This is a genomic window from Roseibium sp. M-1, assembly GCF_054515675.1.
In genome coordinates, this window is sequence record NZ_CM137257.1 from 1,502,705 (window position 1) to 1,517,118 (window position 14,414).

General features: G+C 59.5%; 11 protein-coding genes. 7 read left to right on the plus strand and 4 right to left on the minus strand.

Translation table 11 applies throughout. From position 1 onward, the window contains the following. Positions 1-18 precede the first annotated feature (18 nt). Complete coding sequence (locus ACX3M4_RS06855) at positions 19-2,055, plus strand: ASKHA domain-containing protein (protein ID WP_459357838.1); 2,037 nt, start codon at positions 19-21, stop codon at positions 2,053-2,055. A gap of 15 nt (positions 2,056-2,070) precedes the next feature. Here the strand turns inward: ACX3M4_RS06855 and ACX3M4_RS06860 are convergent, their stop codons facing one another. Both ACX3M4_RS06860 and ACX3M4_RS06865 read right to left on the minus strand, forming a co-directional pair. Next, the gene (locus ACX3M4_RS06860; protein ID WP_459357839.1) at positions 2,071-3,054 is read right to left on the minus strand and encodes a thioesterase domain-containing protein; all 984 of its coding nucleotides are present in this window, start codon (positions 3,052-3,054) and stop codon (positions 2,071-2,073) included. Between the two features lie 293 nt (positions 3,055-3,347). Further along, positions 3,348-4,085, minus strand: coding sequence for a DUF1194 domain-containing protein (locus ACX3M4_RS06865; protein ID WP_459357840.1), 738 nt, complete (start codon positions 4,083-4,085; stop codon positions 3,348-3,350). Between the two features lie 248 nt (positions 4,086-4,333). Between ACX3M4_RS06865 and ACX3M4_RS06870 the strand changes: the two genes are divergently transcribed. The 6 genes from ACX3M4_RS06870 (at position 4,334) to ACX3M4_RS06895 (ending at position 8,529) form a co-directional block, all read left to right on the plus strand. Continuing rightward, positions 4,334-5,155 carry an enoyl-CoA hydratase gene (locus ACX3M4_RS06870; RefSeq protein WP_459357841.1) on the plus strand — a complete coding sequence of 274 codons (822 nt, stop codon included), beginning with the start codon at positions 4,334-4,336 and terminating at the stop codon, positions 5,153-5,155. Positions 5,156-5,190: 35 nt separating this feature from the next. Continuing rightward, complete coding sequence (locus tag ACX3M4_RS06875) at positions 5,191-5,637, plus strand: hypothetical protein (protein WP_459357842.1); 447 nt, start codon at positions 5,191-5,193, stop codon at positions 5,635-5,637. A gap of 105 nt (positions 5,638-5,742) precedes the next feature. Then, positions 5,743-6,285, plus strand: a complete 543-nt coding sequence (locus ACX3M4_RS06880) for a CoA-binding protein (protein ID WP_459357843.1) — start codon at positions 5,743-5,745, stop codon at positions 6,283-6,285. Positions 6,286-6,390: 105 nt separating this feature from the next. Next, positions 6,391-6,576, plus strand: a complete 186-nt coding sequence (locus ACX3M4_RS06885; protein ID WP_459357844.1) for a hypothetical protein — start codon at positions 6,391-6,393, stop codon at positions 6,574-6,576. Between the two features lie 395 nt (positions 6,577-6,971). Then, the gene (locus tag ACX3M4_RS06890; RefSeq protein ID WP_459357845.1) at positions 6,972-7,094 is read left to right on the plus strand and encodes a hypothetical protein; all 123 of its coding nucleotides are present in this window, start codon (positions 6,972-6,974) and stop codon (positions 7,092-7,094) included. 154 nt (positions 7,095-7,248) lie between these two features. Continuing rightward, the gene (locus ACX3M4_RS06895) at positions 7,249-8,529 is read left to right on the plus strand and encodes an O-acetylhomoserine aminocarboxypropyltransferase (protein WP_459357846.1); all 1,281 of its coding nucleotides are present in this window, start codon (positions 7,249-7,251) and stop codon (positions 8,527-8,529) included. Positions 8,530-9,102: 573 nt separating this feature from the next. Here ACX3M4_RS06895 and ACX3M4_RS06900 read toward each other — a convergent pair. Together ACX3M4_RS06900 and ACX3M4_RS06905 are read right to left on the minus strand one after the other, a co-directional pair. Then, positions 9,103-9,411: a CU044_2847 family protein gene (locus tag ACX3M4_RS06900; protein WP_459357847.1), complete on the minus strand. Its 309-nt coding sequence runs from the start codon at positions 9,409-9,411 to the stop codon at positions 9,103-9,105. Then, entirely contained in the window at positions 9,402-14,042 is a 4,641-nt protein-coding gene (locus ACX3M4_RS06905) for an nSTAND1 domain-containing NTPase (protein WP_459357848.1), read from the minus strand. Before ACX3M4_RS06905 ends, ACX3M4_RS06900 begins: the two co-directional genes overlap by 10 nt. Positions 14,043-14,414: the final 372 nt, after the last annotated feature.

A 14,414-nucleotide genomic window follows, 5' to 3' on the forward strand; every position in this document is an offset into this window, starting at 1 on the left:
ACAACAGCCGGAATTCCCATGACCGAGACAGTCAAGCAAGCCAAAGTCGTTTTCCAGCCAAGCGGCCGCCGCGGCACCTTTCCGGTCGGCACGCCGCTCCTCGACGCGGCCCGATCGCTCGGGGTCTATGTGGAATCCGTTTGCGGCGGACGCGGCATCTGCGGCCGCTGCCAGATCTCCGTGTCCGAAGGCACCTTCGCCAAGGAAAACCTGACCAGCGCCGCGGAGAACCTGGAAGGTGCGACGGAGGCAGAAACCCGTTATGCCACCTTGCGCAAGCTGCCCGCCGACCGCCGCCTCTCCTGCCAGGCAAAGATCCTGGGCGATCTTGTGGTGGACGTGCCTACGGACGCCCAGACCAACCGCCAAGTGGTGCGCAAACGCGCCGAAGCCCGCAACATCGAGGCGGACAGCGCGGTTTCGCTGATGCGTGTTTCCATCGCCGAACCGGACATGGAAACACCGCGCGGTGACATCGACCGCCTGCGCGAGGCGCTGATAGCCGAGACGGGTCTTGCCGACCTCATGGTCGACCCGATCCTGCTGCCGCGCGTCCAGACGATCCTGCGCAAGGGCAACTGGCAAGTGACCGCCGCGATCCACCAGGACCGGGGCGTGCTGCCGACGCTGGTGGCGCTGTGGCCGGGCGAGAAGCCCGCCGTCTATGGCCTTGCCGTCGATATCGGCTCCACCACGATCGCCGCACATTTGTGCAACCTTCAGAACGGCCGCACTGTGTCTTCCGCCGGCACATCCAACCCGCAGATCCGCTTTGGCGAAGACCTGATGTCGCGGGTTTCCTATGTGCAGATGAACCCGTCCAAGCTGCCGGACCTCACCAAGGCCGTGCGCGACGCCATCAATTCCCTGATCGGCAAGCTGGTCGGCGATGTCGGGGCAGAGCGGACCGACATTCTCGACGCGACCTTCGTCGGCAACCCGGTCATGCATCACCTCTTCCTCGGCATCGATCCGATCGAGCTTGGCGGCGCGCCGTTTGCGCTGGCTGCCTCCGATTCCATGATCCTCAATGCCCGTGATCTCGGACTTGAGCTGAACCTGGGTGCACGCGTCTACATGCTGCCCTGCATCGCCGGTCATGTGGGCGCCGATGCGGCTGCCGCGACGCTTGCCGAAAGCCCCTACAAGCTCGACGAAATCACGCTTCTGGTCGACGTCGGCACCAATGCGGAGATCGTCCTTGGCAACAAGAACCGCCTGCTCGCGGCTTCCTCGCCCACGGGGCCTGCCTTTGAAGGCGCGGAAATCTCTTCCGGCCAGCGGGCGGCACCCGGAGCCATCGAGCGTATCCGCATCGACAAGGACACGCTGAAGCCGCGCTTCAAGGTGATCGGCGTCGACGAATGGTCGGACGAGGAAGGATTTGCGGAGAAGGTCGACAGCGTCGGCGTCACCGGCATCTGCGGCTCCGGCATCATCGAGGCGGTGGCGGAAATGTATCTCGCCGGACTCATTACCGAGGACGGCGTCATCGACGGGTCGATGGCGGAACGCACAACGCGCGTAAAGGCACGTGGCCGGACCTTCTCGTATCTCATCGCCGACGAAGACGTCGAAATCTCGATCCTGCAGACCGACATCCGCGCAATCCAGCTCGCCAAGGGCGCGCTCTATGCGGGCGTCAAGCTGCTTCAGGACAAGCTCGGCACCTACGATCTCGACCGTATCCGGCTTGCCGGTGCCTTCGGCAGCTATATCGACCCCAAATACGCCATGATCCTGGGCCTGCTTCCGGATTGTCCGCTTGATGGCGTCTCCGGCGTCGGCAACGCTGCCGGTACCGGCGCGCGAATGGCGCTCCTCAACCGAGGCTATCGCCGCGAAATCGAGCAGACCGTGCGGGACATTGAAAAGATCGAAACCGCGCTGGAGCCGAAGTTCCAGGAGCATTTTGTCAACGCCATGGCCCTGCCCAACAAGGTCGATCCGTTCCCGAACTTGCGGGCTGCCGTCGAGCTGCCGGAACGCAAGGAAAGTTCGGCATCGGGCGATGCGGACGGCGGCGACAGGCGGCGCAGGCGGCGCCGGGGTTAGTCCCGTCCCATTCCCTCAGGCCGACCAGGCGGAGATTTCCTTGAGCCTCACAGTCAGGTCCTGCCCGATTGCAACGCCATTGCGGCCGAAGATGACGCTGAGATGGTTGCCGCGGACATCGACCCACTCGGCATTTGGAAGATAGCGGTCCCAGATCTCATGCGGATCGCAGAGGTTTAGCGATCCGCCGATTGCGCGATAGAAGACCACAGGCCCCTCGTAAGGACGTGGCCGGTAAACACCGCGCATGCGCAGCAATTGCGATCCGGCCCGGACATAGTCCGGTGTATGCCCTTCGACCCATTCCGGCGCCATCTGCGGATAGGTCTTCCAGGTCGGGTTCCAGTACCGGAACAGGATCGGCTTCAGCTGGAGGGCAAGCGACTTCCTTTGTGCCACCGGAGGACCGGCCGCATCGTTTCCGCGAGCTGATGCCCGGGCCCGCAGACCGGACGCGATGCGCGACAGGCGTCGGCGGATGCGCCGCCTGACAATCCTCAGCCAGACCGCGAGCGGCCAGGTGTGCTCGCTCTGGGGCGTATCGATCATCCCCAGGAACCGGACGCACTGACCGGACCGGGTCATCAGCCGGGCAAGTTCCATTGCAAAAATGCCGCCAAACGAATAGCCGATGAGACTGACGCCTTCCGTCAGCCCCTGGCGCTTCAATTCCTCAAAACAGGCCGTGACCTCGTCTTCGACGGTTGCCGGCGAGGTCCTTGGCCGGTCGAAGGAACTCAGGCAAACACCATAGATCGCGCCGTCATGGTCGAGCCCGTCCAGAACGCTCTTGATCTCCAGAAAACAGCTGACGCCACCGGCATAGACAATCAGAGGCCGCCGCTTGTCGCCCTCTCGTAAAGGCAACAGTTTGGGGACGTCGCGGTGACGCCCGGCGTCGATTGCCTCCGCAAGTGGTGCCAAGGTTTCGAAGACGTAGAAACTGTTGACGTCGAGCTCAACCTTCAACCGCTCGTAGACATTCTGTATGAATGTCAAAACCTTGTTGATGTTGAAATAGTCTTTGAGGTCGTCCTCTTCGACAAATTCGCGCCGAGTGACCCGAATTGCTTCTTCCCTTAAGACTGTTTTTGTATCACCTGACAAAATTGAACCCGAATTCTTTTTGTTCAAACGATGGACGATCGCTTCAATTGATCCGTCCCTGATCAATATTCCGCAAAATGACCAAAAATTCTTAAAATTGGAACCATATTATGCGGCTCGCAAAGCCTCGCTCAGACATTTTCTGAAACAAACGGCGGTGTCGCCCGCTTGGAAGGCTGCAACTGCTACTGATCCCAGAAATACTGTTCCCGCATCCGGCGCCAGATCTTTTCGCCGACGAGACAATCGTAAGGTTCCTCCACCTTGAATTGCGCAGGAATGAGCCTGGGCTCCTCCGGCGTCAGTCCTCCGATTTCCAGGATAAGCTTGCGCCGGACGGCCTCGGGGAACTGTTCCCAATCGTTGACCGGAATGACAAAACTCGCCGGACCGCCCGTGACGCAGCGGCGGTAATACACGTCAAGATCCGGAATATGGAACTGGAAGCCCATGCCGCCCGTGGTCATGAGAGGCAGACCGTTGATGACGAGCCCTGCTTCGATGGCCGCATCGCGTGCTTCCGTAACCGGCGCCCCCTGATTGTTGGGTCCGTCGCCGGAAATGTCGATCACCTTGCGGTCGGCTTCGTAGGGAGCCTTGTTGAGAAGTGCCGATGCATGCCAGATCGCGCCGGAAATGGACGTGCGTCGCTGACCGTAGGCGTTGTCCGCCAGAACCTTGTCCGCAAAGGCCTTCGCATCCTCACCCGTCTCGATGACCGTCCAGCCGACAATTTCGCGGGCGTGGCTTTCGTTGGCCCATTCGAACATCATCAGGGCAATCCGGCCTCGCGCGCCGTACTGGATCGCCCGGACCACGTCCGGGCTGGCAATCGCGGCCGCATAGCCAAGCCGCTGGATCTGCAATTCTTCGGGCGACATGGACCGCGACACGTCGACCGCAAGCACAAGGGCGACGTCCACCTGCTCCTGAGCCGGGGCAGGGCATACGGGCGCCAGTAGAAGAGAGACTGCGCCGGCAAGAGAGCGGAACGAGGTGAGCCTCCACATGCCGCAAGGATAGCCGATAGGCTGGGAACTGCCAGCCGATAGGTGCCTTGCCCGATAAACCATCCGTGATCGGGGATCACCTGTCTTTGTTCCCGCCCTTTCGCCCTGCCCGCCGCATCGGCTATAAGAAGCCCAAAATCAGATTGTTCCGGGAGCTTTCCATGTCCGATACGGCCGCCAACGACGAAGTCCAGAAACCCCTTCTGGCAACGCTCCTGCATCAGGGTGTCTACAGGATTGTTATGCAGCGGCCCGATCGCATGAATGCGCTTTCCACCGAGATGATGACGGCGCTTGCCAACGAATTGAAAAAGGCTTCGGAAGATCCGGCCGTGCGGGTGGTGCTGATTGGCGCTGAAGGCAAGGTGTTCTGCGCCGGCCATGACCTTAAGGAACTGACCGCGACCCGAGGAGAAGCCGATGGCGGCAGGGCAACCTATGAGCGGATCATGCGGCAGTGCTCGGACCTGATGCAGCAGATCGTGCGCCTGCCCAAGCCCGTGATCGCGGTGGTGACGGGCGTTGCGACCGCCGCAGGTTGCCAGCTGGTCGCCTCCTGCGACCTGGCGATTGCGACCGACACGGCCACCTTCTGCACCCCCGGCGTCAATATCGGCCTTTTCTGCTCCACCCCGATGGTTGCCCTTTCGCGCAATGTCGCGCCGAAACAGGCCATGGAAATGCTGCTGACGGGTGAGAGCATCGATGCCTCGACGGCCAAGGACTTCGGCCTGATCAACCGCATTGTGCCGCGCGATTATCTTGAACAGGTGGTGCAAAAATATGCCGAGGTCATCGCCTCCAAATCCGCCAAGACACTGAAGATCGGCAAGGAAGCCTTCTACCGCCAACTCGAGATGCCGCTGTCGGAAGCCTATGACTTCGCTGCCCAGACCATGGTGGACAACATGATGGCAAAGGATGCGGAAGAAGGCATCAACGCCTTCCTGCAGAAGCGCAAGCCGGACTGGACCGACAGCTGAGTCTGGCGGCCGTGTTCTGTCCCTGAGGATCCCCCATGCAACAGGCTGGCTATTCCGGACGGCCGCTGGCGGCCAAGCTGGGTCTGAAACCCGGGATGTCCTGCTGGCGCTATCGGATGCCCGACGGCATCTCGGCGCTGCTTGATGCGCAGGACCCCGGCACGATCGCCCTGGCAGATCCTGTCCCCGGAGTTGAATGTGCCCATGTCTTTGTGACCGATCGCGAGGACCTCGCCCACCATCTTGGAACCTTGCGGGACCTTCTGGCCGCCGACGGCATGATCTGGGTGTCCTGGCCGAAGAAGGCAAGCAAGGTCCCGACCACAATTACCGAGGACGTCGTGCGCGAAATCTGCCTGCCGATGGGCCTTGTGGACGTCAAGGTCTGCGCAGTGGACGCGGTCTGGTCCGGGCTGAAACTTATGATCCGGAAGGAATTGAGACAGGCGCAGAAGACGAGGTTGGCCGGCGCGCCGGGTTGAAGTCTCTGGCAGGCCTGTCTCCACCTCCTGATGCGGCATTGCTGTCCTTGCAAGCCGTCGGCAAATCGCATTGGATAGCGCGGCAACTCCGAGGACACCCCTTTCATGAACCACGACAATTATCCGGACAGCTATATCAAGGGCATCCTGGACGAGGTCAAAACCGTCGCGATGATCGGCGCCAGTGCCAACACCGTCCGGCCGTCCTATTTCGTCCTCAAGTATCTTCTGTCGAAGGGCTACGACGTCTGGCCGATCAATCCGGGCCACGCCGGCAAGGAGATCCTCGGCCAGACGGTATATGCCTCGCTGGAGGACCTGCCCGCCGTTCCGGACATGATCGACATTTTCCGGAACTCGGACGCCGCCGGGGCAATTGTCGACGATGTGATTGCCGGCGGCAAGTTGCCGAAGGTGATCTGGATGCAGCTGACCGTTCGCCACGACGCGGCGGCCGAACGGGCGGAAGCAGCCGGCATCAAGGTGGTCATGGACCGGTGCCCGAAGATCGAATACGGGCGCCTTTCCGGCGAAATCGGCTGGGCCGGTGTCAATTCCAGGACCCTCTCCTCAAAGCGCCCCGCCCTCAAGACCGGCTTCCAGCATCGTGGCCTTTCCGGAAAGGTTTCAGGGGAAAAAGACAACTGATTTTCCGCGTCCCGCCAGCTTCGCACAATTCTCTGCTGATAGCTCGTTGACCGAGTTACAGTTGCCCGGCACCTGCCTGGCAGGCCCGAGTTTGGTGAGGGATGAATGACCCAGGATCCGACCCTTTTCACGGCGTTTGAATGGGTGTTGCTGGCAATGGCCGGTCTGGTCGCGCTGGTTCTGTTCGCACTCGTTCACCGGGAAGCTCCCGGCTCTCCTTTCGCTGCCCGCGGGGAACGCTGGACGCACGACCCATCCGGATCGGCCGGAAACGAAGGTGAGCGGCCATGAGGCGCCACGCTAGACGGTAACGACTTTTCTACTTCAGCGTGTTTCTGTTACACTTGCGCATTCAACCTGGGCACGGGACCGGCCGGAAAAAGGGCAAGCAGTTCCACCGGCGCCGTTGGGGAGTGTGGGCAAATGATTTTCGGTCTTGCGGCGATCGCCTTTGTGCTTTGCCTCATCGTTCTGATTTACCTGCAAAAACCGGCTCAGGTCTCCCCAAAGCGCCTACCGCGCCGCGACGAAGATGCAAGCGACAACAACGAAAAATTTTAAGCAGTCTTTATGAAACCTTGCCTCCAATTCGTCCCGAATACCGGCGGTTTTCTTTGCGGATTATCCATAACCTTCCGTTAACTTTCTCCGGCATCACCACTATCGAGACCGTTTTGGAGGCCGCCATGCTTGCAGCCCTGAGCGAAAACAGCGCCCTTTTCGCCTGGAGCCTGCCGCTCCTGGCAATCACCCTTTTGTTCGGCGTCTATTTTTCCGTGAAGATCGGCGACCGCAACGACCTGCGCTAACTCTCGCCGTCATTGCCCCGGCGGCGACAAGCCGTCATTGCTAAAACATTGACATCTATTATTTCCTTGCAACCGGCAATCCGGAAAAAACGTTCTTTGACCTGCCCCCGCCCTTCGGTCAAACTGGCCGCCATTCCAAACGGGAGGTCTTTTGATGAGCGAAAATATTCCGGGTTTCTCCACTCTTGCAATTCATGCCGGCGCGGCGCCGGACCCGTCGACCGGTGCCAGGGCAACGCCGATCTACCAGACGACGTCCTTCGTCTTCGACGATGTCGATCACGCCGCCTCCCTGTTCGGCCTGCAGGCCTTCGGCAATATCTATACCCGCATCACCAACCCGACGACGGCGGTGCTGGAAGAACGGGTCGCCGCGCTCGAAGGCGGCACCGCCGCACTGGCCACCGCGTCCGGTCACTCCGCCCAGCTCCTGTGTTTCCACACGCTGATGCAGCCGGGTGACAATATCGTTGCGGCCAACAAGCTCTACGGCGGCTCCATCAACCAGCTCAATCACTCCTTCAAGAGTTTCGGCTGGGGCGTGAAATGGGCGGATCCTGCCAACCTGGCTTCCTTCGAAGACGCCATTGACGAGCGCACCCGCGCCATCTTCATCGAGAGCCTCGCCAATCCCGGCGGCATCGTCGTCGATATCGCGGCAATCGCGGCCATCGCCAAGGCCAAGGGCGTGCCGCTTGTGGTCGACAACACCATGGCAACGCCTTATCTCTGCCGCCCGATCGAGCACGGTGCCGACATCGTCCTGCATTCGCTGACCAAATTCATGGGCGGCCACGGCAATTCCATGGGCGGCATCATCGTCGACGGGGGCAGCTTCGACTGGTCGGCCAGCGGCAACTATCCGTTGCTCACCCAGCCGCGGCCGGAATATCAGGGGATCGTCCTGCACGAGACCTTCGGCAATTTCGCCTTTGCCATCGCCTGCCGCGTGCTTGGCCTGCGCGATCTCGGGCCTGCCATCTCGCCCTTCAACGCCTTCCTGATCCTCACCGGCATCGAGACATTGCCGCTGCGCATGCAGCGCCATTCCGACAATGCAAAGAAGGTGGCACTGCACCTGTCGGCGCACAGCAAGGTGAAGTGGGTGTCCTATGCCGCCCTGCCGGAAGACAAGCACCATGCCTTGCAGCAGCGCTACATGCCCAAGGGCGCCGGCGCGGTCTTCACCTTCGGCGTCGATGGCGGCTACGATGCCGGCGTTGCGCTGGTGAGCAAGGTCGAGCTGTTCTCCCATCTGGCCAATATCGGCGACACGCGCAGCCTGATCATCCACCCGGCTTCAACAACCCACCGCCAGCTTTCGGACGAACAGAAGACCGTCGCCGGCGCGGGACCGGATGTGGTGCGTATTTCCGTCGGCCTGGAGGATGTCGAGGACATCATCGCGGATCTCGAGCAAGCTCTCGCCGACTGACGCAGGCACCTGCAAACAGGAAGCCCGCCAGTTTGGCCCAGCCCCTGACGTAAACGGGGGCATATAGCAAAAGATTAACCCGAACCCCTTGGTCCAGCAGGACTTTCGGGGTTCGGACATGCTGCAAGAAGCTGAAACAGTCAAGAAACCGCGACTTCCCTTGCCCTGCGGTAGTGTGAACGTAATTCGTCCTTTCCGCGCCCGCAAATTAGGCCTTCACCAGCGCTCGACCTTGTCCTGAAAACCGCCGTTCGTTGCACGGCGAGCGAAAGGCTAGAACGGCCGGGAGTGGACATTTGTTGCGGTGCGAATGAATGACCGAAGGGGGGCCGCGTGCGGAATGTTGGTTTCTGTCTGCGCATTTGAGGAAACGGACATTCACGCAGAGGAGTTGCCTCTGATTTAGTTTTAAGACGCAAGCCGTCGCTTGTTCAACGCGTAGCGTAAGTCGCCTTGACCAAAGAGTGGTGGGATCCCCGCATTGTCGAAAAATTCAAGAAACAGCAACTTCACATTGTGATCGGCGGTCTGTCGGTAGGAGAGAATTCCATGGGTTGGATCGATTATTCACGACTACCACTTCAGCTTGATATTAAGCGTCGCATCGAGAGATGATTTGGCCAGAATAACGCCAACCTCGCCTGTAAATTTGACGCCGAACGAAACCTCAGTCTCTTTCGGCGTTTTCGCCAGAGATCCGATCGCTGCGATAATTTTGTCTGCGATCGGCTTGATGCCCTCAACGGCTTCCTCGAAGCTCCCTCTAGCCTCGACAAAACCATCCTTGCTCTTCGACACGAGCCGTGCCCCACCCTTTTCGGGTGTTTCTATTTCAACGAGTACCTTAGAGCCGCTCGCGGATTGGTAGCTTGCTACGGGCATGTTTCATCCTTCAGGATTTCGCGACGTTCGTCGCAGGAGAGTTGATATGGGTAGCGGGTGTGGACAATGTCGAGTAACGACTGGGAAATAGGCACGCTAACGACAGAATCGCGGCCCTCACCTCCTTCAGACATAGGCACAACATTCCACAAGCGGGCCGTGTCATCGCTTGATGCGGTGACGATGCGGGCGCCGTTCAGGGAAAACGCCGCGTGATAGACACTATTTTCATGTCCCTTAAGGATCGCCAGCTCGCGGCCGGTTTGCGCGTCCCACAGCCGGGCTGTGCCATCCGATGATGCGGTGACGATGCGCGCGCCGTCCGGGGAAAACGCCGCGTGATAGACAAAATGTTCATGTCCCTTAAGGATCGCAACCTCGCGGCCGGTTTGCGCGTCCCACAGCCGGACTGTGCGATCATCCGATGCGGTGACGATGCGCACGCCGTCCGGGGAAAACGCCGCGTGATTGACACTATTTTCATGTCCCCTAAGGATCGCCAGCTCGCGGCCGGTTTGCGCGTCCCACAGCCGGGCTGTGTCATCCCATGATGCGGTGACGATGCGCGCGCCGTCCGGGGAAAACGCCGCGTGATAGACACTATTTTCATGTCCCTTAAAGATCGCCAGCTCGCGGCCGGTTTGCGTGTCCCACAGCCGGGCTGTGTCATCGCTTGATGCGGTGACGATGCGTACGCCGTCCGGGGAAAACGCCGCGTGATTGACAAAATGTTCATGTCCCCTAAGGATCGCCAGCTCGCGGCCGGTTTGCGCGTCCCACAGCCGGGTTGTGTCATCGCGTGATGCGGTGACGATGCGCGCGCCGTCCGGGGAAAACGCCGCGTGATTGACACCATTTTCATGTCCCTTAAGGATAGCCAGCTCGCGGCCGGTTTGCGCGTCCCACAGCCGGGCTGTGTCATCGCGTGATGCGGTGACGATGCGCGCGCCGTCCGGGGAAAACGCCGCGTGATTGACACCATTTTCATGTCCCCTAAGGATCGCCAGCTCGCGGCCGGTTTGCGCGTCCCACAGCCGGGCTGTGTCATCGCGTGATGCGGTGACGATGCGCGCGCCGTCCGGGGAAAACGCCGCGTGATTGACAAGATGTTCATGTCCCTTAAGGATCGCAACCTCGCGGCCGGTTTGCGTGTCCCACAGCCGGGCTGTGTCATCGCTTGATGCGGTGACGATGCGCACGCCGTCCGGGGAAAACGCCGCGTGATTGACACCATATTCATGTCCCTTAAGGATCGCCAGCTCGCGGCCGGTTTGCGCGTCCCACAGCCGGGCTGTGCGATCATCCGATGCGGTGACGATGCGCGCGCCGTCCGGGGAAAACGCCGCGTGATTGACACTATTTTCATGTCCCCTAAGGATCGCCAGCTCGCGGCCGGTTTGCGCGTCCCACAGCCGGGCTGTGTCATCCCATGATGCGGTGACGATGCGCGCGCCGTCCGGGGAAAACGCTGCGTGGTCGACTGAACTTTCATGTCCCTTAAGGATCGCCAGCTCGCGGCCGGTTTGCGTGTCCCACAGCCGGGCTGTGTCATCGCTTGATGCGGTGACGATGCGCGCGCCGTCCGGGGAAAACGCCGCGTGATTGACACTATTTTCATGTCCCCTAAGGATCGCCAGCTCGCGGCCGGTTTGCGCGTCCCACAGCCGGGCTGTGTCATCGCGTGATGCGGTGACGATGCGCGCGCCGTCCGGGGAAAACGCCGCGTGATAGACACTATTTTCATGTCCCTTAAGGATCGCCAGCTCGCGGCCGGTTTGCGCGTCCCACAGCCGGGCTGTGTCATCGCTTGATGCGGTGACGATGCGCGCGCCGTCCGGGGAAAACGCCGCGTGATAGACACTATTTTCATGTCCCCTAAGGATCGCCAGCTCGCGGCCGGTTTGCGCGTCCCACAGCCGGGCTGTGTCATCGCTTGATGCGGTGACGATGCGCGCGCCGTCCGGGGAAAACGCCGCGTGATAGACACTATTTTCATGTCCCTTAAGGATCGCAACCTCGCGGCCAGTTTGCGCGTCCCACAGCCGGGCTGTGTCATCGCTTGATGCGGTGACGATGCGCGCGCCGTCCGGGGAAAACGCCGCGAGAATGAGAGAGGATCGATGTCCTCGTAAGACCGAAGGAACCTCATGCATGATCTGGTAGGTTCCGGCGAGTCCGTTCAGAGCGATCTCTTTCCTGCGTTTATCGTAATCGTTCATTTCGCGAGGAAGGACATCACGAAGGATGAGGAGTGCTGGAACGAGTTTGCCTTGTTCGACGAGGCGGTCCGCGATCGCAGTTGCGTAGATGGACTTTTCAACATCGGCCTGTTCTCGCGCGGCCACGGCAGCAGCTTTTTCCTGCTCGGCTCGAATGCGTTGCGTTTTCGCGAGAGCGGCCTGTTCCTCGGCGCGTTGCCGCTCCGTCTGCGCGATTAGTTCCTGCTTCTGTGCATATTCTGCCCTCTTGTTGAATTCTAGAAGTCCGAAGACAGATGCCACAGCTACGACGGCAAAGACCCCAGCAAGTGTAAAGGCGAGGTTGCGAATACGGCCTTGCTGTTTTTGTTTGTCTACGTCCTCAAGCGTTTTCGCGGCTTCCGATTCCTGTATGAAGTTCGTCTCATCCTTGTTCAGGAAGCTCGCCCAATCTTTGATCCGGCGAGAAGCATCAACCAGTGCGCCGCCCTTGAGAAGGTACCGGTTGGATCGCTTGTCTGTTGTCCAACGATCGTAATCCACTCGAAAGGCTTTGGCCCATTTCAGAAAACCCCGGTTTTCCGAAATCCAATCCCGCAGCGTTGTCCAATGGTCAATCAACGCTTCATGGGCGACTTCAGCTGTATCAGGCTGCCCGTCGCCGCCCCGGATGATCACAAGACGGGCATCCGTCAACTTAACAGCCGCCCCCCACAGGTCTTCATCGTCGAGTTCCTCTCGACTGACAATCCGCCTGGTGGCATCACTCCTATCACCAGGCTCCACAAGCCGGAAAAACAATCGGCGAAGGATCTGACGCTTCTCGCCTGGAAAGTGCTTTTTCGCGACCTCTTCGGCATAGGTGTCGAGAGCGCCGCCAAGACCTCCAAGTGCATCATATGCAGTGTGAGAAATCTCCCGCCCTGACATTCGGCCCCAAAGCTGCTCAAGGACATGCTCCAGCAAAGGAAGGGAACCGGCACTCTTTCCCGCGTCATCGGCAAGCCGGTTGACCAGGTCGCCTTTCTCGTCATGCACTTCGAATGTGACGTTGAGCTCTTTCGCCGGCCGTCTGATCGCCATGCGCAACTCGTGAGGGACCATCTCCGACAGTTTGACTTCACCATCCCCGAGCCGGTCGATAAAGGCGCGGTGCGGAATCAATTTGCCGGTAAAATCAGCTCTGATCGAATAGCACCACTGGATCCGGGCTTCACCTTCCAGCGTAGCGGTATTTGCCATGAGATCGCGAAAGTCTGGCCGGCTTTTGGTGGGCTTGTTGTCAGCGTGAACACTGGTATCAAGTTGCGGCCTGTCCCGGGCGTTCGTATGTCCGGCAAGGGTGAACAGCTCCTCGAACTGATCGACATAGATTAGCACTTTATGCGCGAAACCGTTGTGAGCAAGGAGAGCCCGGACATAGTCACGAAGGGCTTCGGACGCCTTGCTTGGATCTGTCGATGCCAGCTTGGCCTGGATCTCCTCCTGATGGCCGAGCCGCTCAACCTCGGTTTTTTCCGGATAGGCACAGGCGGCCAGTTCCCGCGCCAACGCCTTCCAGGGATTTGATCCGGGCCGCATCTTCAGGATCACGCATTCACCGTTGATCCGGAGCTTCGGGATCAGCCCGGCCTTGACGATCGACGACTTCCCGGCACCCGACAGCGCGGAAACACCCACGATCGGACATTCCCTGGACTTTTCGAAAAGCTCATCGATAAACCGATCGCGGCCGAAGAAGAACAGCGCGTCCACTTCCTCGAAATCCCGAAGACCTTTGTAGGGCCGAGCAACCTGTGGGCAGGCACACCAGAGGTTCTCCGCTGGCTGGGCGTAGGCCACCCGGCCTTCGCGCTCGTTGAGGGCAACGACCATCCCGACAATGATGTTGCGATTTTCATCGAGCAGCGGCGCGCCGCTAAAACCCGGTTGAATGAAGGTTTGAAGCGCGTCTGTTGCCTTAAAATTGAGCCAACCGCCGGCGTCCATTCCGAGCAGTTCACCGCCCGCGAACACACCGTTGTCATCGGAATAGCCGAATCCCGCGACACTCTTGCCTGCCAGGTCCACGACCTTGAAGCTCTCGGGTCGCAGGGTTCGCATATCGCCGGGTAGAGGATCCAAAATCTTCAGGAGCGCGATATCACTAACCGGATATTCCGTTCGCTCCAGGCCGACGCTCGGTGGGAACCACTCTAGAAGGGTTGCCGCATAAAGCTTCCCAGCGGACTTCACCGGCAGAGTGAAGGTGATTTTTTCGTCATCACCGGGCCGCTCCTCAGCATACTCACTTCGGTTGAGAAACTCGTTGACCACATGCGCACAGGTGAGAAGCACAAATCCGTCCTGCTCGGTCCGGATCACCGCTCCGGTACCGATCACGACCCCGTCGCGCTGCACCCGCGCAATCGGCTGCTGCCAAACCCCGCTCATACGGTTTTCGACAAAGTTGAACCAGCAACCCGAGCCCTGAGATGCACTAAAGACCCTCCCCACAAGATCTTATCTATCAATCAGAAATAGCATAAATCAGCGCTGCGACTGTTGCAAACAAGATGAAGGGTCACAGCAAAACTTACTCAACACCGTTGTCTTCAACCAAACGGAAAAAAACATGAATGGTTTTTCCGATATATTTCTTTCATTCGGAACTTTTTTAGAATATTCAGCGACTCTCGGGATGCCTTATGTTGTGATTATGTTAAATTGAATGAGAAAGACAGATATTTTAACATATAATCGAATTTTTTTATTTACAATACTGCAGTACAATACTTCACACTTGGAGGTTCGCTATACTTTTGT